Origin of the sequence: Micromonospora sp. WMMA1923 (genome assembly GCF_049179195.1) — a bacterium.
Classification (GTDB): Bacteria; Actinomycetota; Actinomycetes; order Mycobacteriales; family Micromonosporaceae; genus Micromonospora; species Micromonospora yangpuensis.
In genome coordinates this window covers 3,635,471-3,654,224 of the sequence record NZ_JBMHLZ010000001.1, presented here as the reverse complement: position 1 = coordinate 3,654,224, position 18,754 = coordinate 3,635,471, and the positions used below count along the sequence as shown (strand labels likewise).

At 73.7% G+C, this 18,754-nt stretch carries 15 protein-coding genes; 9 read left to right on the top strand and 6 right to left on the bottom strand.

What is annotated here, in order from left to right:
* The first annotated feature begins 28 nt into the window (after positions 1-28).
* Both gltB and ACN28G_RS16355 read left to right on the top strand, forming a co-directional pair.
* Positions 29-4,714 (top strand): glutamate synthase large subunit, encoded by a 4,686-nt coding sequence (gene gltB / locus ACN28G_RS16360; RefSeq protein ID WP_421479557.1) that lies wholly within the window; start codon positions 29-31, stop codon positions 4,712-4,714.
* Positions 4,707-6,242 (top strand): glutamate synthase subunit beta, encoded by a 1,536-nt coding sequence (locus ACN28G_RS16355; protein ID WP_091440972.1) that lies wholly within the window; start codon positions 4,707-4,709, stop codon positions 6,240-6,242. Before gltB ends, ACN28G_RS16355 begins: the two co-directional genes overlap by 8 nt.
* Before the next feature lie 158 nt (positions 6,243-6,400).
* On the opposite strand, the gene ACN28G_RS16350 is transcribed toward ACN28G_RS16355, so the two are convergent.
* Positions 6,401-7,015, bottom strand: coding sequence for a pyridoxamine 5'-phosphate oxidase family protein (locus tag ACN28G_RS16350; RefSeq protein ID WP_091440969.1), 615 nt, complete (start codon positions 7,013-7,015; stop codon positions 6,401-6,403).
* Between the two features lie 179 nt (positions 7,016-7,194).
* On the opposite strand from ACN28G_RS16350, the gene ACN28G_RS16345 reads away from it, so the two are divergent.
* The 3 genes from ACN28G_RS16345 (at position 7,195) to ACN28G_RS16335 (ending at position 11,738) form a co-directional block, all read left to right on the top strand.
* Complete coding sequence (locus ACN28G_RS16345) at positions 7,195-7,995, top strand: SGNH/GDSL hydrolase family protein (RefSeq protein WP_421479556.1); 801 nt, start codon at positions 7,195-7,197, stop codon at positions 7,993-7,995.
* A gap of 190 nt (positions 7,996-8,185) precedes the next feature.
* Positions 8,186-10,801, top strand: coding sequence for an FtsK/SpoIIIE domain-containing protein (locus tag ACN28G_RS16340; RefSeq protein WP_421479555.1), 2,616 nt, complete (start codon positions 8,186-8,188; stop codon positions 10,799-10,801).
* A 31-nt stretch (positions 10,802-10,832) separates the two neighbouring features.
* Positions 10,833-11,738: a hypothetical protein gene (locus ACN28G_RS16335; RefSeq protein WP_421479554.1), complete on the top strand. Its 906-nt coding sequence runs from the start codon at positions 10,833-10,835 to the stop codon at positions 11,736-11,738.
* A gap of 41 nt (positions 11,739-11,779) precedes the next feature.
* Here the strand turns inward: ACN28G_RS16335 and ACN28G_RS16330 are convergent, their stop codons facing one another.
* Positions 11,780-12,745, bottom strand: a complete 966-nt coding sequence (locus tag ACN28G_RS16330) for an FAD-dependent oxidoreductase (protein WP_421479553.1) — start codon at positions 12,743-12,745, stop codon at positions 11,780-11,782.
* A 116-nt stretch (positions 12,746-12,861) separates the two neighbouring features.
* Entirely contained in the window at positions 12,862-13,539 is a 678-nt protein-coding gene (locus ACN28G_RS16325; RefSeq protein WP_091440953.1) for a hypothetical protein, read from the bottom strand.
* A gap of 337 nt (positions 13,540-13,876) precedes the next feature.
* Between ACN28G_RS16325 and ACN28G_RS16320 the strand changes: the two genes are divergently transcribed.
* Positions 13,877-14,719 (top strand): TerC family protein, encoded by an 843-nt coding sequence (locus tag ACN28G_RS16320; protein ID WP_091446783.1) that lies wholly within the window; start codon positions 13,877-13,879, stop codon positions 14,717-14,719.
* Between the two features lie 87 nt (positions 14,720-14,806).
* On the opposite strand, the gene ACN28G_RS16315 is transcribed toward ACN28G_RS16320, so the two are convergent.
* The gene (locus ACN28G_RS16315; RefSeq protein ID WP_091440950.1) at positions 14,807-15,238 is read right to left on the bottom strand and encodes a nitroreductase family deazaflavin-dependent oxidoreductase; all 432 of its coding nucleotides are present in this window, start codon (positions 15,236-15,238) and stop codon (positions 14,807-14,809) included.
* Positions 15,239-15,404: 166 nt separating this feature from the next.
* Here ACN28G_RS16315 and ACN28G_RS16310 point away from each other — a divergent pair, with 166 nt between their 5' ends.
* The 3 genes from ACN28G_RS16310 to ACN28G_RS16300 all read left to right on the top strand — a co-directional run bounded on the left by ACN28G_RS16310 (position 15,405) and on the right by ACN28G_RS16300 (position 16,774).
* Complete coding sequence (locus ACN28G_RS16310) at positions 15,405-16,355, top strand: aminoglycoside phosphotransferase (protein WP_091440946.1); 951 nt, start codon at positions 15,405-15,407, stop codon at positions 16,353-16,355.
* A 108-nt stretch (positions 16,356-16,463) separates the two neighbouring features.
* The gene (locus tag ACN28G_RS16305; RefSeq protein ID WP_175440600.1) at positions 16,464-16,649 is read left to right on the top strand and encodes a hypothetical protein; all 186 of its coding nucleotides are present in this window, start codon (positions 16,464-16,466) and stop codon (positions 16,647-16,649) included.
* Positions 16,646-16,774 carry a hypothetical protein gene (locus ACN28G_RS16300; protein WP_421479552.1) on the top strand — a complete coding sequence of 43 codons (129 nt, stop codon included), beginning with the start codon at positions 16,646-16,648 and terminating at the stop codon, positions 16,772-16,774. The genes ACN28G_RS16305 and ACN28G_RS16300 overlap by 4 nt, the downstream gene beginning before the upstream one ends.
* A gap of 98 nt (positions 16,775-16,872) precedes the next feature.
* On the opposite strand, the gene ACN28G_RS16295 is transcribed toward ACN28G_RS16300, so the two are convergent.
* The gene (locus ACN28G_RS16295; RefSeq protein WP_139135722.1) at positions 16,873-17,886 is read right to left on the bottom strand and encodes an SEC-C domain-containing protein; all 1,014 of its coding nucleotides are present in this window, start codon (positions 17,884-17,886) and stop codon (positions 16,873-16,875) included.
* Positions 17,886-18,605: a pentapeptide repeat-containing protein gene (locus ACN28G_RS16290; protein ID WP_091440934.1), complete on the bottom strand. Its 720-nt coding sequence runs from the start codon at positions 18,603-18,605 to the stop codon at positions 17,886-17,888. The genes ACN28G_RS16295 and ACN28G_RS16290 overlap by 1 nt, the downstream gene beginning before the upstream one ends.
* Between the last annotated feature and the right edge of the window lie 149 nt (positions 18,606-18,754).

Genomic DNA, 18,754 nt, shown 5'->3' with positions numbered 1-18,754 from the left:
CAGCACCTGAGTGACGACAGGAGACCCGGTGGTTTTCCCGTACCCTCTCGACCCGCCGCGCCCCGCCACCTCGGCCGGGCTGTACGACCCGGCCCAGGAGCACGACGCGTGCGGTGTGGCCTTCGTGGCGGACCTGCACGGCCGACGCTCCCACCAGGTCGTCGCCGGCGGTCTCGGTGCGCTCTGCCGGCTCGACCACCGGGGTGCCCGGGGCGCGGAGCCGAACACCGGCGACGGCGCCGGGATCATGATCCAGGTGCCGGACGCCTACCTGCGTGAGGTGGTCGACTTCCCGCTGCCGCCCGCCGGCGAGTACGTCACCGGGTTGGTCTTCCTGCCCGACGACGACGCGGCCGAGGCCCAGGCCCGCCGGGTGGTCGACAAGTACGCCCTGGTCGAGGGGGCCGACCTGCTCGGTTGGCGGGACGTCCCGACCAACCCCGAGGGGTTGGGTGAGACCGCCCGGACGGCGATGCCCCGGGTCCGGCAGGTCTTCCTCGCCGCGCACCGGCTGACCGGCTCCCCGGGTGGCCCGGCGGGTTCGCCGTTGTCCGGCATCGACCTCGACCGGGTGGCGTTCTGCCTGCGCAAGCAGGTCGAGCGGGAGACCGCCGAGCGGGGCGTGCCGGCGTACTTCCCGTCGCTGTCCGGCCGGACGATGGTCTTCAAGGGCATGCTCACCCCGGACCAGCTGCCGGAGTTCTTCCCCGACCTGACCGACGAGCGGGTCACCAGCGCGATCGCCCTGGTGCACTCCCGGTTCTCCACCAACACCTTCCCGTCCTGGCCGCTGGCGCACCCGTACCGGCTGATCGCGCACAACGGCGAGATCAACACCATCCGGGGCAACCGCAACTGGATGCAGGCCCGCGAGGCGCTGCTGCGCAGCCCGAACATTCCGGGCAACATCCGCCGGCTCTTCCCGGTCTGCACCCCCGCCGCCAGCGACTCGGCCAACTTCGACGAGGTGCTGGAGCTGCTGCACCTGGCCGGCCGGAGCCTGCCGCACGCGGTGCTGATGATGATCCCGGAGGCCTGGGAGAACGATCCGGACATGCGGCCGGACAAGCGGGCCTTCTACCGCTTCCACGCCAGCCTGATGGAGCCGTGGGACGGGCCGGCCTCGGTCGCCTTCACCGACGGTGAGATCGTCGGCGCGGTGCTGGACCGCAACGGGCTGCGCCCGGGCCGCTGGTGGCGTACCAGCGACGGGCTGGTGGTGCTGGGCAGCGAGGCGGGCGTGCTCGACCTCGACCCGGCCACCGTGGTCGCCAAGGGGCGGCTGCAGCCCGGCCGGATGTTCCTGGTCGACACGGTCAACGGGCGGATCGTCCAGGACTCCGAGATCAAGGCCGAGCTGGCCGCCGCCGAGCCGTACGCCGACTGGCTGCACGCCGGCCTGATCGAGCTGGACGACCTGCCCGCCCGCGAGCACACCGTCTTCACCCACGACTCGGTGCGGCGTCGGCAGCAGACCTTCGGCTACACCGAGGAGGAGCGCAAGATCCTCTTGGCGCCGATGGCGCGTACCGGTGCCGAGCCGATCGGCTCGATGGGCACCGACACCCCGATCGCCGCCCTGTCGCAGCGGCCCCGGCTGCTCTACGACTACTTCCACCAGCTCTTCGCCCAGGTCACCAACCCGCCGCTGGACGCCATCCGGGAGGAGCTGGTGACCAGTCTGGCCTCGACCATCGGGCCGGAGGGCAACCTGCTCGACCCCTCCCCGGCGAGCTGCCGGCAGATCGTGCTGCCGCACCCGGTGATCGACAACGACGAGCTGGCCAAGATCCTCTCCATCGACGAGGACGGCGACCTGCCCGGCTTCAAGGCCGTCCGGGTCTCCGGCCTGTACCGGGTCCGCGACGGCGGTCCGGGGATCCGGGCCCGGCTCACCGAGATCTGCCGGCACGTCTCCGAGGCCATCGAGGACGGGGTACGCATCCTGGTGCTCAGCGACCGGGACTCCAACTCCCGGTTGGCCCCGATCCCGTCGCTGCTGCTCACCGCCGCCGTCCACCAGCACCTGGTCCGGGAGCAGACCCGGACCCAGGTCGCGTTGATCGTCGAGTCCGGCGACTGCCGCGAGGTGCACCACGCCGCCGTGCTGATCGGGTACGGCGCGGCGGCGGTCAACCCGTACCTGGCCTTCGAGTCGGTGGAGGACATGATCTCCACCGGCGCGTTGCCGGGGGTCGAGCCGCGCACGGCGGTCCGCAACTACGTCAAGGCGCTCGGCAAGGGTGTCCTGAAGATCATGTCGAAGATGGGCATCTCGACCGTCTCCTCGTACTGCGGGGCGCAGGTCTTCGAGGCCGTCGGCCTGGACGGCCGGCTGGTCGACCGCTACTTCCGGGGCACCCCGAGCACCATCGGCGGGATCGGGCTGGCCGAGATCCACACCGAGGTCGCCGCCCGGCACTCGCGCGCCTGGCCGGCGCCGGGCGTCGAGGCGCCCACCCGGCTCCAGGTCGGCGGCGAGTACCAGTGGCGCCGCGAGGGCGAGCTGCACCTGTTCAACCCGGAGACGGTCTTCCTGCTCCAGCACGCCACCCGCAGCCGCCAGTACGACGTGTTCCGCCAGTACACCACCAAGGTCGACGAGCTGGCCGCGCACACCGGCTCGCTGCGTGGGCTGTTCAGCCTCCGGACCGGCGTCCGCCCGGCGGTGCCGATCGAGGAGGTCGAGCCGGCCAGCGAGATCGTCAAGCGGTTCGCCACCGGCGCCATGTCGTACGGGTCGATCTCGGCCGAGGCGCACGAGAGCCTGGCCGTGGCGATGAACCGCCTCGGCGGCAAGTCCAACACCGGCGAGGGCGGCGAGGACGTCGACCGGCTGCACGACCCGGCCCGGCGCAGCGCGGTCAAGCAGATCGCCAGCGGCCGGTTCGGGGTGACCAGCGAGTACCTGGTGAACGCCGACGACCTGCAGATCAAGATGGCCCAGGGTGCCAAGCCCGGCGAGGGTGGGCAGCTGCCCGGCAACAAGGTGTGGCCGTGGATCGCCCGGACCCGGCACGCCACCCCCGGCGTCGGCCTGATCTCCCCGCCGCCGCACCACGACATCTACTCGATCGAGGACCTCGCCCAGCTCGTGCACGACCTCAAGTGCGTCAACCCGGCCGCCCGGGTGCACGTCAAGCTGGTCAGCGAGGTCGGCGTCGGCACCGTCGCGGCGGGCGTGGCCAAGCTCAAGGCCGACGTCATCCTGATCTCCGGGCACGACGGCGGCACCGGCGCGTCCCCACTCAACTCCCTCAAGCACGCCGGCACCCCGTGGGAGCTGGGCCTGGCCGAGGCGCAGCAGACGCTGCTGCTCAACAAGCTGCGCGACCGGGTCACCGTGCAGGTCGACGGCCAGCTCAAGACCGGCCGGGACGTGCTGGTCGCGGCGTTGCTCGGGGCCGAGGAGTTCGGCTTCGCCACCGCACCGCTGATCGTCGCCGGCTGCGTGATGATGCGCGTCTGCCACCTGGACACCTGCCCGGTCGGCATCGCCACCCAGAACCCGGTGCTGCGGGAACGCTTCACCGGCAAGCCCGAGTTCGTGGAGAACTTCTTCCTCTTCCTCGCCGAGGAGGTCCGGGGTTACCTGGCGGAGCTGGGGCTGCGCAGCATCGACGAGGCGATCGGCCGGACCGAGCTGCTCGACGTCGCCCCGGCGGTGGACCACTGGAAGGCCAAGGGCCTGGACCTGGGCCGCGTACTGCACCTGCCGGAGCTGCCCGAGGGGGCCTCCCGCCGGGGGATCCGCGCCCAGGACCACGGCCTGGCACTGGCCCTGGACAACGAGCTGATCGCGCTGGCGCAGCCGGCGCTCACCGACCGGCAGCCGGTCCGGGTCGAGGTGGCGGTGCGCAACGAGCACCGCAGCGTCGGCGCGATGCTCGGCGGCGAGGTGACCCGCCGCTTCGGCGGGGCCGGCCTGCCCACCGACACCATCGAGTTCGTGCTGCGCGGCACCGCCGGGCAGTCCTTCGGCGCGTTCCTGCCCGCCGGGGTCACCCTGCGGCTGCACGGCGACGCCAACGACTACGTCGGCAAGGGCCTCAGCGGCGGGCGGCTCGTCGTCCGCCCGGACGCCGCCGCGCCGTTCGTCGCCGGCACGGCCGGGCCGGGGGAGCGGGCCGAGGACCAGATCATCGCCGGCAACACCATCCTGTACGGGGCCACCGCCGGCGAGCTGTTCCTGCGTGGCCGGGTGGGCGAGCGGTTCGCGGTGCGCAACTCCGGTGCCGTGGCGGTGGTCGAGGGGGTCGGTGACCACGGCTGCGAGTACATGACCGGCGGCACCGTGGTGGTGCTCGGCGCGACCGGCCGCAACTTCGCCGCCGGCATGTCCGGTGGCACCGCGTACGTCTGGCGGTTGGATCGTCGCCGGGTCAACGCCGAGCTGGTCGACCTGGCCCCGCTGCGCGACGCCGAACGCACCGAGCTGCACGAGCTGGTCCAGCGGCACTTCGCCGAGACCGACTCGGCGGTCGCCGAGGAGTTGCTCAAGCGCTGGCCGGAGGCGGTGGAGGAGTTCACCGCCGTGGTACCCCGGGACTACCGCCGGGTGATGGAGATCATGCAGGCCGCCGAAGCCGCCGGCCAGAACGTCGACGACGCGGTGATGAGCGCGCTGGCGGCGACAGCTGCCCCGGCGGCGCCGTCCGACGCGTCCGTACCGCCCGCGTCGCCGGCGGTGGCCCAGGAGGTGGCTCGTGCCTGACCCGAACGGTTTCCTGCGCTACGACCGGCGGCTGCCGGCCCGCCGCCCGGTGCCGGTGCGGATCAGTGACTGGCGTGAGGTGTACCCGCCGGCCGGCGCGGAGCTGATCCGCGAGCAGGCCACCCGGTGCATGGACTGCGGCATCCCGTTCTGCCACGAGGGGTGCCCGCTGGGCAACCGCATCCCGGACTGGAACGACCTGGTCCGTACCGACGCCTGGGACGCGGCGGTGGACTCGCTGCACGCCACCAACAACTTCCCGGAGTTCACCGGGCGACTCTGCCCGGCGCCCTGCGAGGCCGCCTGCGTGCTGGGTATCGGTGGTGGTGAGCCGGTGACCATCAAGCAGGTCGAGGTGGAGATCGCCAACGCGGCGGTCGAGCGGGGCCTGCTCGCCCCGCAGCCGGTGCCGGCCCCGACCGGCCGCCGGGTCGCCGTGGTCGGCTCCGGACCGGCCGGCCTGGCCGCCGCCCAGCAACTGGTCCGCGCCGGCCACGCCGTCACCGTCTTCGAGCGTGACGACGCCCTCGGTGGGCTGCTGCGCTACGGCATCCCCGACTTCAAGCTGGAGAAGGAGCACATCGATCGGCGGCTGGCCCAGCTCGCCGCCGAGGGTGTGCAGTTCCGCACCGGGGTCGAGGTCGGCGTGGACGTCACCGCCCGGCAGCTGCGCGCCGAGTACGACGCGGTGCTGCTGGCCTGCGGCGCGCTCGCCGGCCGGGACACCCCGGCGACGCCGGGACGGGCGCTGCGGGGCGTACACCAGGCGATGTCGCACCTGGTCGCGGCCAACCGGGTGGTCGCCGCCGCGGGCGGCGGCGGTTCGGCGACGGCCGCCGGTGGCGGCAGACCGGCCACCGCGGTGCTGCCCGACGGCACCCCGATCGACGCCGCCGGTAAGCACGTCGTGATCATCGGCGGTGGTGACACCGCCGCCGACTGCCTCGGTGTCGCCCACCGGCAGGGCGCGGCCGGGGTGTACCAGCTCGACCTCTACCCGGAGCCGCCGAGCGCCCGGGACGCCGCCCGCGACCCCTGGCCGACCTGGCCGTGGGTGCTGCGCAGCTACCCGGCGCACGAGGAGGGCGGCGAGCGGGTCTTCGCCGCGGCCGTGCAGGAGTTCGTCGACGACGGCACCGGCCAGGTCCGGGCGGTCCGGATCGCCGAGGTGACCGTGGAGAAGCGCGCCGGCCAGCGCATCGTCACCCCGGTACCCGGCTCCGAGCGGGAGCTGCCGGCGGACCTGGTGCTGCTGGCGATCGGCTTCGAGGGCACCGAACGGCAGCCGCTGCTGCAACAGTTCGGGGTGACCCGCAACGCCCGGGGCGCCCTCGACGCCCGGCCGGACTGGCAGACCGCCGCCGACGGGGTCTTCGTCGCCGGTGACATGCACCGGGGCGCGTCCCTGATCGTCTGGGCCATCGCCGAGGGGCGGGCGGCAGCCGCCGCCATCCACGCCCACCTCGGCGGGCACGGTCGGCTGCCGGCTCCGGTCGACCCGGCCGCCCAGCCGCTGGCCGCCCGCTGACCGGCACCCACCCGCGACCTACGGACCCGCTCCGCCGGTGACCACCGGCGGAGCGGGTCCGCGCCCGTCACACCTCACCCGGCCGGCCGGGACGGCTCGCCGGCCGGTCGGGACGGTTGTCCGGCGGGTCGGGACGGTTGTCCGGCGGGCGGGGTGGGCTACCCGGCGGCTGGGGACGGCTGCCCGGCCGGTGGGGTGGGTGGCAACGGCAGGGGCAGGCCGGGCAGGCCGTCGATGCTGGTCCCGACGTGCTCCTTGGCGGTGAAGTAGGCGTCCAGCGACTCGTCGTCCTCCCGGCCGAAGCGCCGTGCGTGCAGGTCGCGGTCGGCCTGGTAGGTCATCAGCGGTACGGCGTACCCGCAGGTGTCGCGGATCAGCTCGGCGTGCACCACGATGATCGCCCGGTGCCCGTGCCGGGCGGGGTCGATGTGCGGGAAGTGGGCGAGCAGGTCCGGCCAGCGTGGATCGTCGCGGAACACCGGCTCGCCCCGACCGTGGATCCGGACGATGTTCGGCGGGCCGTCGAAGGCGCACCACATCAGCGTGATCCGGCCGTTCTCCCGCAGGTGGGCGACGGTCTCGGCGTTGCTGCCGGCGAAGTCCAGGTAGGCGACGGTGTGTTCGTCGAGGACGGCGAACGAGCCGGCCAGCCCCTTGGGGGACAGGTTGACCGTGCCGTCGGCGGCCAGTGGCGCGGTCGCGGTGAAGAAGATCGGCTGCGCCTCGACGAAGGCGCGCAGCCGCCCGCTGATGCTGTCGTACGTCTTGCCCATGACACTCCCCGTGGTCTCCGGACGCGGACCGGTGGGCCCGCCACCTCAGACATCATCCCAGGTCGGCTATTCCCTCGATGGAAATGTTTCGATAGCATTACCGCTCGGTAACCACCGACCCCTTCGGCCACGCGCGCGGCTTCGAGGATCCACCACCCCCTGTCCGTGGAGGTCCGTCCATGCCCCACCGCCCGCTGGCCCGCGCCCTCACCGCGCTGGTAGCCCTGCTCACCGCCGTCGTCGGCGCGTTCCTCGTCCCCGGCACCGCCCAGGCAGCCGCGGCCGTCAACTACGTAGCCCTCGGCGACTCGTACTCCTCCGGGGTGGGCGCCGGCCCGTACGACCTCTCCGGCTGTCTGCGCAGCCAGAAGTCGTACGCCCCGCTCTGGGCCGCCGCCAACTCGGTGGACAGCTTCACGTTCCCCGCCTGCGGCGGCGCGGTCACCGACGACGTGCTCGGCAAGCAGGTCAACTCACTGAGCACCAGCACCACCCTGGTGACCATCACCATCGGCGGCAACGACGCCGGATTCGTCGACGTCATCACCAGCTGCCGGTTCGGCAGCACCTCGTCCTGCACCAGCGCCGTCGACGGGGCGAAGGCCTTCATCACCGGCACGCTGCCCGCCCGACTGGACCGCACCTACGCCGCCATCAAACAGCGGTCCCCGAACGCCCGGCTGATCGTGCTCGGCTACCCGCGACTGTTCGAGACCGGCTCCTGCGGGCTGCTGGCGATGAGCACCTACAAGCGCACCATCCTCAACGAGGCCGCCGACGTCCTGGCCTCGGTCACCGCCGCGCGGGCCGCCGCCGCCGGAGCCACCTTCGCCGACACCCGTCCCCAGTTCACCGGGCACGGCGTCTGCGCGGCCGACCCGTGGATCCGGGACGTCACCGGGGTCATCGAGGCGTACCACCCGAACGCCGCCGGCTACCGCGACGGCTACCTGCGCGCCCTCACCACCGTCACCGGCTAGGCACGGGTAAGGAAGGGCCCCTTGTTAACGCCTTTGGTAGAGAAGGGCACCCCTCTCACCGCTGGGTCGTTAACAAGGGGCCCTTCCTTACCTTGGGCGTGGGGTGGGGTCCCTTGCGGACTGGGCGGGTCCGCGTCGGTCCGTTAGGGTTCGCGGGGGACCGGACCACAAGCGACGTGGGGAGCAGTGGGTGGGCAGGCTCGCTTCGGCGTACGGGCAGGCGATCACGGCCCACCGGCAGGCCCGGCAGCGGTTGGCCGCCGCCCGCCGGATGCTCGCCGACCAGCCACCTGTGGCCGGCGACGGCAGCGCCGACCTGGTGGCCCGGCTGGCCCGGCTCGGTGCCGCGCTGGGCACCCCGTCGCCCGGGCAGACCCCGCTGGGCACCAGCTTCGCCCCGGTACGCGTCGGCGCCGCGCAGACCCCCGACGGCGAGTTCCCGGCGCTGGCGCCGCTGGGCGGTGGCCATCACCTGACGGTGGACGTCGACGCCCGCGACGCCCGGGTCGGCGCGCTGCTGCGGGCGGTGGTGCTGCGCCTGCTGGCCACCGCCCCGCCCGGCTCGGTGCGGGTGTGGGGCATCGACACCGCCGCCCTGGGCGCGACCTTCGCCCCACTGCGTCCCCTGGTCGACGCCGGGGTGCTGGCCGCACCGGCGATCACCGAGGCGGAGGTGGCCGCCGGCCTGGACGGGGCCGAACGGCACGCCCGCGACGCCCGGCACGCCGAGCCCGGCCGGGCGGAGCTGCTGCTGGTGGTCGCCGCGTCGACGTTGCCGCCGCGGGAGTTCGCCCGGCTGGCCGCGCTCACCCACGCCGGCCCGGCCGCCTCGGTCTGCGTCCTGGTGGCCGGCCATCCCCGGCAGGCCCCCGGTGAGCCGCCACCGCCGCTGGGCAGCACCACCTGGCTGCGGCTCGACGAACGCTGGGCGTACCTGGGCGATCCGCCGGGCCGGCCGTACAGCGTGGACGGTACGGGGTTGGCCGCCCCGGTACGCCTCGACGGCGATCCGCCGGCCGCCTCGGTGCACGCCCTGGCCGAGCACCTCGCGGCGGCCACCCGTCGGCAGGGCGCGCTGACCTTCACCGATCTGCTGCCGCCGCGCCGGTGGGCCGAGTCCGCCGGCCCCGGGTTGCGTACCGTCATCGGCCGGGCCGGCCGGGAGCAGGCCACCGTCGGTTTCGACGACACCACCCCGCACTGGCTGGTCGGCGGGCGGACCGGGGCGGGCAAGACGGTCTTCCTGATCGACGTCCTCTACGGTCTCGCCGCCCGCTACCCGCCCGCCGAGTTGCAGCTCTACCTGCTCGACTTCAAGGAGGGCGTCAGCTTCACCGACTTCGTGCCGACCGGCCGGGACCCGTCCTGGCTGCCGCACGCCCGCGCGGTCGGCATCGAGAGCGACCGGGAGTACGGCGTGGCCGTGCTCCGGGAGCTGCGCCGGGAGTTGAACCGGCGGGCCGCCGCGCTGAAACGCCACGGCGTCACCAAGCTCGCCGACCTGCCCCGCGACAACCCGGTACCCCGGATCGTGGCGGTGATCGACGAGTTCCACGTGCTGCTGGCCGGCAACGACGCGGTGGCCCGCGAGTCGGTGGACCTGCTGGAGGAGTTGGCCCGCAAGGGCCGCTCGTACGGCGTACACCTGGTGTTGGCCAGCCAGAGCACCGGTGGCATCGAGGCCCTCTACGGCCGGGCCGAGGCGATCTTCGGGCAGTTCCCGTTGCGGGTGGCGCTGCCTGGCGGTTCCGGGGTGCTGGCGGCGACGAACGACGCCGCCGGGGCGTTGCCGATCGGCTCGGCGGTGCTCAACACCGCCGCCGGTGAGGTCGGCGCGGACACCGTGGTCCGGTTCCCCGACGCGCACGCCGACGCCGCCGCGCTGGCCACCCTGCGCCACGAGCTGTGGCAGGACCGCCCGGCGGGCTCGCGACCACCCGCGGTCTTCCGGGGGTACGAGGCGGCGCACGTCGAGGACGATCCCACCTTCGCCGGGTTGCGCCCGGGTGGCCGGCGGCCGCTGGCCCTGGTCGGCCGGACCGTCGACGTCGACGGGACCACCGCCCTGTTCACCATGGACGCCACCCCCGGCCGGCACCTGGCCGTGGTGGGTACCGCGGTGACCGGCGCGGACGTGCTGCGCGCGGCGACGCTGAGCCTGGCCCGGCAGCACACCCCCGGCAGCGCGCGGTTCCTGGTCGTCCCGCTCGTGGCCGCCGCCGACGAGGCGGCCGACGAGACGATCGCGGAGCTGACCGCCGCCGGACACCTCGTCGAGCAGCTCGACGCCGCCGGGCTGCGCGAGCGGATCAGCAGCCTCACCGAGCCACCCGCGGATGCGTCCGCTCCGCCCGCCGGACCGTCCGCACCGCCGGATGCGTCCGCCGGTCCACCAGCGGAGGTCGCCGCCAGCGCGGTGGGGCGGACGTACCTGGTGGTGTTCGGGGTGGACGCTGCCGGCGGGGCGCTGGGCCGCAGCGACCCGGGCAGCTTCCGCAGCGGCTACGACGACCTGCGCACCCTGTTGCGCCAGGCCCCCGGCCACGGGGTGCATCTGCTGGGCTGGTGGCGGGGCCTGCGTCGGCTCTCCGAGGACATCGGCGGTACGCAGAACCGCGACGACGTGGCCTGCCTGGTCGCGCTGAACGTGCCGGGCGGCGAACTCGGCCTCTACCTCGGCATGCACCAGCTGAGCTACACCCCCCGACCGGGTCGGGCGTTGCTGGTGGACCGGCACGACCAGCGGATCCGGCTGATCGTGCCGTTCCTGCGTCCCGGGCACGAGCTGGACGAGGAGGGGCAGTGAACGGGTCCTACGGGCGTGGTGAGGTAGCGGCGTGAGCAGCTTCGACGACTACGTGGCGCTGGCCCGGGAGCTGTCCGAGCGCCGCCGGGCCGGGCAGCGGGACGCCGCCGCCGACACCGAACGCCGCCGTGGCCTGCACGCCGCCGCCGACCAGCTCGACCACCGGCTCGCCGGCCAGGCGCAACGCCTGGAGCAGCTCGGCCGCACGATCGACGTCCCGCCACCCCCGTACCCGCCGGCCGACGCCGTGCCACCAGCTGCCGGACCGGCACCGGCCGGCACCGCGACGGCGGCGGGTGGACCGGCAGCGGGCGGTTGGCCGGACCAGGCCGGCGCAGCGGCACCCGCCGGGAGCGCGGGGTACGCCGGTGCCGGACCGGTGCCGGTGGCTGGCGGCGGCGCAGCCGCCCTGCCAGGGCGGTCGGGGGTCGGGGCGTACCCGGATCGGCAGGCGGGGCCGACGGCGGGTGGGCTGCCGGCGACGGTGGACCCGGCGGTGCCGGCGCAGCGGGCGGCGGCGGCCGAGCCGGGCGCGGAGCTGGAGCTGGCGCGGCGGCTCGCCGACGACGCCGACCGGTACGGCCAACAGGCCGAGACGCTGGCCCACCAGCCGGCGTTGCTGCCCGGCTGGTCGCCACTGGCGCGGGCGCTGGCCGTCTACACCGCCTGCGCGTCGGTCGGGGTGCTGGTCATGCTGATGCTGGTGGTCGCCTCCGGCGTCGGCCTGGTCGACGGCTTCACCCTGGGCGCGTGGATGTGCGCGGGGCTGCCCGCGTTGTCGTTCTTCGCCGGGTACCTGATCCTCGGCCAGTGGGGGAGCCCGGCGCTGCACGCCGGTACCGGCAGCCGGTACGTCCACTTCGGCTTCCTGATCTGCTTCGTGCTGGTGCCGGTCGCCTACTGCGCCTACCTGGTGCTGGTCCGCACCCTGCGCTGAGTGGTGCCGGGTCCGCACCCTGCGGTGGTCGGCGGGCCGGGTCAGCCGGCCAGCCGGGCGACCTCGTCGGCGACGCCCCAGGCCAGGGTCACTCCGGCGCCGCCGTGGCCGTAGGCGTGTACCAGCCGCTGACCGGGCACCCCGGTCGAGGTCGACTCCACCCGGGGGCCACCGTGCCGGGCCGGCCGCAACCCGATCCGCTCGCCGAGCACCCGCGCCGAGGCCAGCTCCGGCACCAGCTCCACACAGCGGCGACGGATCGCGGCGGCGGTCTCCGGCTCGGCGTCCAGGTCCGCGCGGCCGGGCTGGTAGGTGCCGCCGAGCACCACGTCGTGCCGGCGCGGATGCACGTAGGTGATGCCGCGCGGGTCGTCCTCGTCGCGTACCGAGGTGGTCAGGCCGGGGTTGGCCACCAGCACGATGTGCCCGCGCACCGGGTACACCGCCGGGTCCGCCGCCAGCCGGCCGGCGGCCAGCCCGGTCGCGTTGACCACCGTCGCCACGCCGGCCGAGGTGGCCGGGTCCACGAAGGCGTCGGCCAGCCGGGCGACCCGGTGCCGCAACACCCGGCCGCCGGCGGCGGAGATCCGCTCCCGCAACCACCCGAGGTACGGCGACATCTCCACCGTCGGCGCGGTGAACCGCAACTGCGCCCGGTACGGCGGTGCCGCCGGCCGCACCACCAGGTCGCCGGTCGCCTCGGACCACCACGGCAGCTCGACCGGCCCGTGGCGCAGCAACATCCGGGTGGGCCGGAGCACCACCCCGGGTACGCCCTCGGCGGCCTGGCGGGTCAACGTCGCGTAGGTCCGACGTGCCCAGTCCAGCACCCGGGGATCCGGGTCGGTGTGGGTCGGGTACCAGACGGCCGCGGCGACCGTGGAGACGGTCCGCTCCGGGTCGTCGGCGGCCAGCACGGTCACCCGGGCACCCCGCTCCTGCAGCCGTACGGCGGCGGTCAGCCCGATGATCCCGCCCCCGACCACCACCACATCGATCGGTCCCATCCACCCGGCCTTCCCCTGTGGTCCGCCGCAGTCCTGGACATTCTCCGCTCGTGAGGTCCGGTCAGGACGGTAAGTGTCCACGATCCACATGGGAGGGGGAGCGAGCTCGTTCCGGGTCAGTCGGGCCCGGTGTCGTGCTCCTGGCCGGGCTCGGACAGACAACCCAGCCAGAGCCGGTACGCCTCGGGCGCGCTGTGGGCGGCCTGGCGGGCCAGCCGGTACTCGCTCATCGCCCGCTCGGCGTTGCCGTGTTCGGCGGCGAGGCGGGCCAGGTCGAAGTGGCTGCCGACGAAGGCCGCCAACCGCCTGAGATGCTCGGCGGCGACGAGCCGGGCACCGGTCTCCGCCTCCGTGGTCGTGCCGGTGGCCCCACCCGTGGTGCCGTTGGCGGATCCGCCGGTGGCCCCGGTGGCGTTGCCACCCGTGGTCCCGTTGGCGGTTCCACCGGTGGCCGCGCCGGTGGCCGCCCCGGACAGCGGGGGCAGGTCCGTGGCGGTCAGGGTGGGAATCTCGTCGTCGACCGTGCCGACCTCGGCCGGTGCGCCGTGCCGGATCGCGCCCAGCCCGACCAGGGCGGTCAGGTCGTTGGTGAGGTGGTTGTTCAGGGTGGCGGCCAGCCGGTCGGTGGTGATCCGGACCTGCTCGTGGTCGGACTCGGTGAGCTGTGCGTCGAGGCGGAACGCCAGGTCGGCGAGGCTGTCGGAGACATCACGCAGGCTGTCGACGAGGAAGGTGATCTCGTCGTCGAGCCGTTCCAGTGCGGCGTCGGTCGGGCTGGGGTCGCTGTCTGGCATGGGCTCCCTCGGGTCTGTCCGGACCGCCGCTGTCGAGTGCTGATCCACACCCCCCATGGATCACGGTCGAAGGCTAGCCGATCCGAGTATCTGTCGGATACCCGATACCGCACCGGTCGGCAAAACTGAACGGCCGCTCATAATCTGCCGCGACCGCCGGCTGCCGGGCGAGTGTCGGGTGGGTGCCGTGCGGGTTCGGGTCCGTATCCCCGGTTGGGGGCGGTGTCGGCGGGGTACCAACGGCGGCGCTCGATCCGCCGGGTGCGTGACACCGCGTGCGAAGATCGGCCCGACGGTCGGTGGTCGACCGGCGGTGACCTGGAAAGACGAGGCTGAGATGGAGTTTCTGGCCAGTCCAGAGCTGTGGATCGCGTTCGCGACCCTGCTCTTGCTGGAGATCGTGCTGGGCATCGACAACGTCGTGTTCATCTCGATCCTGGCCGGGCGGCTGCCCGAACATCAGCAGGCCAGGGCGCGCACGATCGGGCTGTCGCTCGCCCTGATCACCCGCCTGCTGCTGTTGGCCTCACTGTCCTGGGTGATCGGACTGACCGCGCCGTTGTTCACGGTCCTCGGTCAGGAGATCTCCGGGCGTGACCTGATTCTGCTGCTGGGCGGGGCGTTCCTGCTCGGCAAGGCGACCTACGAGATCCACGAACACCTGGAGGGCTCCGACCACGGCGGCGCGGGCAAGAAGGCCGCCTCGTTCGGGTCGGTGATCGTGCAGATCCTCATCCTCGACGTGGTCTTCTCCCTGGACTCGGTGATCACCGCGGTGGGCATGGTCGACGAACTGTTCATCATGGTGGCGGCGGTGGTGATCGCGATGGTCATCATGCTCGTCTCGGTCGGCGTGATCAGCGACTTCGTCAACAAGCACCCCACGGTCAAGATGCTGGCCTTGTCGTTCCTGCTGCTCATCGGCGGCAGCCTGATCGCCGAAGGGCTCGACCAGCACATTCCCAAGGGCTACGTGTACGGCCCGATCGCGTTCTCGATCTTCGTCGAGTTCCTCAACCTGCGGGCCAAGTCCCGGCGCAAGCGCCAGGAGGCGACGCCGGTGCACCTGCACCCCACCTACGTCAAGGACGGTCAGCAGCGCGCCGGGGCGTCGACCGGGGCCGGGGCGTCGACCGGGCCGGCAACCGAGGCGTCGACGGAGGCTGAGCCGGTCAAGTGAGCCGACGGTGCCGCGCCGCACGCATCCCCTCGGGTACGTGCGGCGCGGCACCACCGGATCTGCGGGCCGCGCCGCACCGGCCGGCGGTCAACCGCGTTCGACGACGACGACCGGGATCTCCCGGTCGGTCTCCCGCTGGTACGTGGCGTACTGCGGAAAGACCCCCACCATCAGCTCCCACAGTCGCGGGCGCTCCGCGGCGGAGGCGGTGCGGGCCCGCCCGGTGAACCGCTCCGCTCCGATCTGGACACCCACCTCCGGATGCGCGTCGAGGTTCAGGTACCAGTGCGGGTGCCTGGCGGCGCCGCCGTTGGAGGCCACCAGCAGCACCCGGTCGCCGTCGCGGCCGTAGATCAGCGCCGTGCGGCGCAGCTTGCCCGAGGTACGCCCCCGGGTGGTGAGCAGCAACGAGTCGTACCCGTGGAACGTGGCGCCGTCCGCGCCGTCGGTGGCCAGGTACCGCCGGACGTGCTCGGCGACCCACCCGGTCGGACTCTCCTCGATCACTTCTTCGGTCAACGCGCCTGCTCCTTCCCCGATTCTCGGCAGCCTAGGCGCTCAGCCACCCGGCCGTGGGCCCCGCCGGGTAGGCCCGTCGGATGGACCGGGCCGGGCGAGCCGGGTCGGGTCGGTCCCGTCGGGAAACCCGGTTGCGTCGGACGTCGCGGTCCGCGACGCTCGCTCGATGAGTGTGATCATGACGCCGGAACAGCTGGCCGACCGTACCGCCCGCGCGGTCGACGCGGCGGTGCGCGCCGGGCGTACGCTCGGGCTCACCGTGACCGAGCCGAGGGTGCTGCACGACGTGTTCTCCGTCGTCGTCCACCTCGCTCCCGCGCCGGTCGTGGCCCGGGTGCTCACGGTGCTGCCGCACTACGCGGACCTGGCCGGCCAGGCCCGCCGGCAGCGCGCGGAGCTGGACCTGGCCCGGTGGCTCGCCGACCGGGGCACCCCGGTCATCCCGCCCAGCCCGCTCGTGCCCGCCGAGCCGGTCCAGTGCGACGGCCTGTCCATGACGTTCTGGCAGTTCGTCGCCGAGGACGCCGACCGGGAGCCCGACTACGTGGCCAACGCCGGTCGCGTCCCCGAACTGCACGCCGCGATGCGCGACTACCCGGGCGAACTGTCGTACCTGTCCGCTGCCGAGCCGAGGTTCATCGACGACGGCCTCGTCCGGCTGGCGGACCACCCCGACCTCATCGACCCGGCCGACCTGGACCGGGCGCGGCGGGAGTGGCAGATCCTCGGGCCGGTGGTTCGTGACCGCGCGACCTTCGCGCGCACCTTCCCGGGGATCGAACTCCAGCCCGTGCACGGCGACTGTCCGGCGGTGAACATCTTCCCCGGCGTCGACGGCGACCGGTACGCCGACTTCGAGATGGTCACGCTCGGGCCGGTCGAGTGGGACTTGGCCGGCGTCGGCCCCGACGGCGCGGCGGCCTACGACCGCGAGGCGCAACGCCGGGGCATGCGTCGGCTCGACCGGGACGTCCTGCGTTTCGTCGACGCCGTCGGGATGCTGCGGTTCGTGGCCGCCCTCGCCCTCGCGCCACAACTGCCCCTGCTGGCCGAGGCCGCCCGGACCCTCCCCGAGCAGTGGCGGCCGATGCCGTTCGCCGGCGGCCTCACCGGCTGAGGGGGCGTGCCGACCCGCTGGCCGTCCGCCTCAGCACCACAGCCCGACCCGTTTCGATGGGCGGTATGGGGCGGTTTAGTGCGGCGGCCAGTCGGGAACATGCAGCGTATGTCTATCTTGAGCAGGTTTCTGAAGCGGCGCAGGAGGAAGATCGAAGAGCAGCGCAACAGGGCTGTCGCCAGGGCGATGGCCAGTGGTGCCACCCCGCAGGAGGCCGCCGTCGCCGGCGACCGAGCCGCGAGCGGTATCAGCACCCACACCCGCCTCACGATGATGAACTCGATAAACAATTGATCGGTACGAGCGCCGGCCGGGACGACTCCGTCCCGGCCGTCGCCATGCGGACCGACTCCGTCCCGGCCGTCCGGGCCTACGGCGGTACCACCGTCACCGACCAGGCGCAGACCGTCACCGGCTGACCCGCACCGGTGGGCGGGGCTGCACACCCGCCCCGCCCACCGGTGCCCGGTGAGCGGGGTGCCCCGCTATACCGAAAGCGTTAACAAGGGGCCCTTCCTTACCGGGAGCGGGGGAGGCAGCACTTCTTGTACTTGCTGCCCGAGCCGCACCAGCAGGGCTCGTTGCGGCCGGGCGGCCAGGACACCGCGTCGGCCTGGTCGGCCAACCCGTCGGCGTAGTCGTCCAGGGTGTCCTCGTCGGCCGGGTCCCGGTCCCCGGCGGTGACGAACCCGGCGTACGCCTCGGCCGAGCCGGGGACCAGGGCGAGGCCGGGTACGCCCTCGCCGGCCAGCGCCACCAGCTCCCGTTCGACCCCGGTTCGGTGCTCGTCCCAGGTCCCGCCGAGCTGGTCGGCCAACTGGGGCCAGCGCAGCAGTAGGCCGTTGAACTCGTTCCGGGGCCAGTACAGCAGCCCGCTGGTCTCGGCGGCGGCCCGGTCGGCGGCCTGCTCGGCGGCGACGTCCAGCCGGTCGGCCAACTCGTCGAGGTCGTCGTGTCCGAGGTCCAGCTCGTGGCGGAGCCGGTGCCGCTGCCGGAGCAGCCCGAACAGCATCGCCGCCACCTGCTCCTGCTCGTCGCCGGTCAGGGTGTCGCCGCCGGGTTCCCGGGTGCGCGTGAGCAGCGTCCGGACCGCCTCGGTGAGCCACCGCTCGGCCAGGTCGGCCCGCCCGATCTCCTCCAGGACCTCGGTGACGTGGGTGGCGCCCGGCTCGGACTCCAGCAGCGGGCGCAGCTCGGTCAGCTCGGCCAGGGCCTCGTCCTCGCGACCGGTCAGGTGCAGTAGCCGGGCCCGGTCCGCGCGGGAGTCCAGCTCCGACTCGCCGGACGCCCGGTCCTCCACGATGCCCCGCTCGATCAACGCCAGGGCCCGGTCCAGGTCTTTCAGGTCCTCCTCGGCGATCCCGGCGGCCAGCGACAGGGCGTACCCACGGTCGCGTTCGTCGGCGATCCGGCCCTCGTCGACGGCCCGGACCAGCCGGTCGAGCAGCGCCTGCGGTTCCGCCCGGCCGGGATGCCCGTAGTGGCCGATGTCGTCGAGGTCGTCGGTGGTCAACACGTCGGGGGAAGTCATCAGCGCGTCCGTGGGAGTCGGCCGGAAGGGGACCACGCCAGCCTAACCAGCCCGACCGGGCCGACCCGCGTGACACGTCGGGCGGACCCGCGTCGGCGCAGGGGTGCCCGGCCGAACCTGGCCCGGCCGAAGTTCGCCGGCCCGTCGAAGCTGGCCCGCTCGAAGTTCGCCGGCCCGTCGAAGCTGGCCCGCTCGAAGTGGGCGTCGCGGCCGAACACCGCCCAGCGGAACAGGGCCAGGTCGGCGAAGCCGACCAGGCGGAAACCGGCGTACCCGAAGAACTCGACGTGGTCCATGGCCAGCGCCCGGCCGAAGCGGGGGCGTTCGGTGGCGTCGTGCTCGGCGGTGTCGGCCTGGGACTCCTGCTGGCGTCCGGTGGCCTCGGCGACCGCCTCGGCGTGCGTCTGCACCCGGTCGCGGTGGGCCCGGTCGTGCGCGGCCACCGTCTCCTGGTGCCGCTGGGCGCCCTCGGTGAGCCACTGCCGGCGCGCGGCCAGCAGGAACGCCATCCCGCCGCCGGTGCCGACGACCACGGTCAGGCCGGTACGGATCGCGTCGATGCGCAGCCCGGCCCGGGTGTCCGGTGCGGCGGCCCGGTCCGCCTCGGCCAGCAGCAGGTCCAGCACCAGCCAGCCGGCCCCGAGCGCCACCAGCAACCCGACCAGCGCCAGCCACCACGGCATCACCCGCAGTTCGTCGGTACGCCCCGTGCGCTCCACACCGGACAGGACGCCACCCGCCCACCCGGGTCGACGGGCCCCAGTCGAGCCGGCCGACCCGCTCCGCCGGATGGGGCGGCCGATCCGCCCTGCCCAGCCGGTCGGTGGTGAGAAGGGTGCCCCGCTAGACAGGATGCGTTAACAAGGGG

Excerpts from the sequence above, each read along its gene's own strand:
- ACN28G_RS16350 (WP_091440969.1), bottom strand. The coding sequence starts at position 7,015 with ATGGGCAAGACGTACGACAGCATCAGCGGGCGGCTGCGCGCCTTCGTC.
- ACN28G_RS16345 (WP_421479556.1), top strand. The coding sequence starts at position 7,195 with ATGCCCCACCGCCCGCTGGCCCGCGCCCTCACCGCGCTGGTAGCCCTG.
- ACN28G_RS16330 (WP_421479553.1), bottom strand. The coding sequence starts at position 12,745 with ATGGGACCGATCGATGTGGTGGTGGTCGGGGGCGGGATCATCGGGCTG.
- ACN28G_RS16325 (WP_091440953.1), bottom strand. The coding sequence starts at position 13,539 with ATGCCAGACAGCGACCCCAGCCCGACCGACGCCGCACTGGAACGGCTC.
- ACN28G_RS16320 (WP_091446783.1), top strand. The coding sequence starts at position 13,877 with ATGGAGTTTCTGGCCAGTCCAGAGCTGTGGATCGCGTTCGCGACCCTG.
- ACN28G_RS16310 (WP_091440946.1), top strand. The coding sequence starts at position 15,405 with ATGAGTGTGATCATGACGCCGGAACAGCTGGCCGACCGTACCGCCCGC.
- ACN28G_RS16305 (WP_175440600.1), top strand. The coding sequence starts at position 16,464 with ATGTCTATCTTGAGCAGGTTTCTGAAGCGGCGCAGGAGGAAGATCGAA.
- ACN28G_RS16295 (WP_139135722.1), bottom strand. The coding sequence starts at position 17,886 with ATGACTTCCCCCGACGTGTTGACCACCGACGACCTCGACGACATCGGC.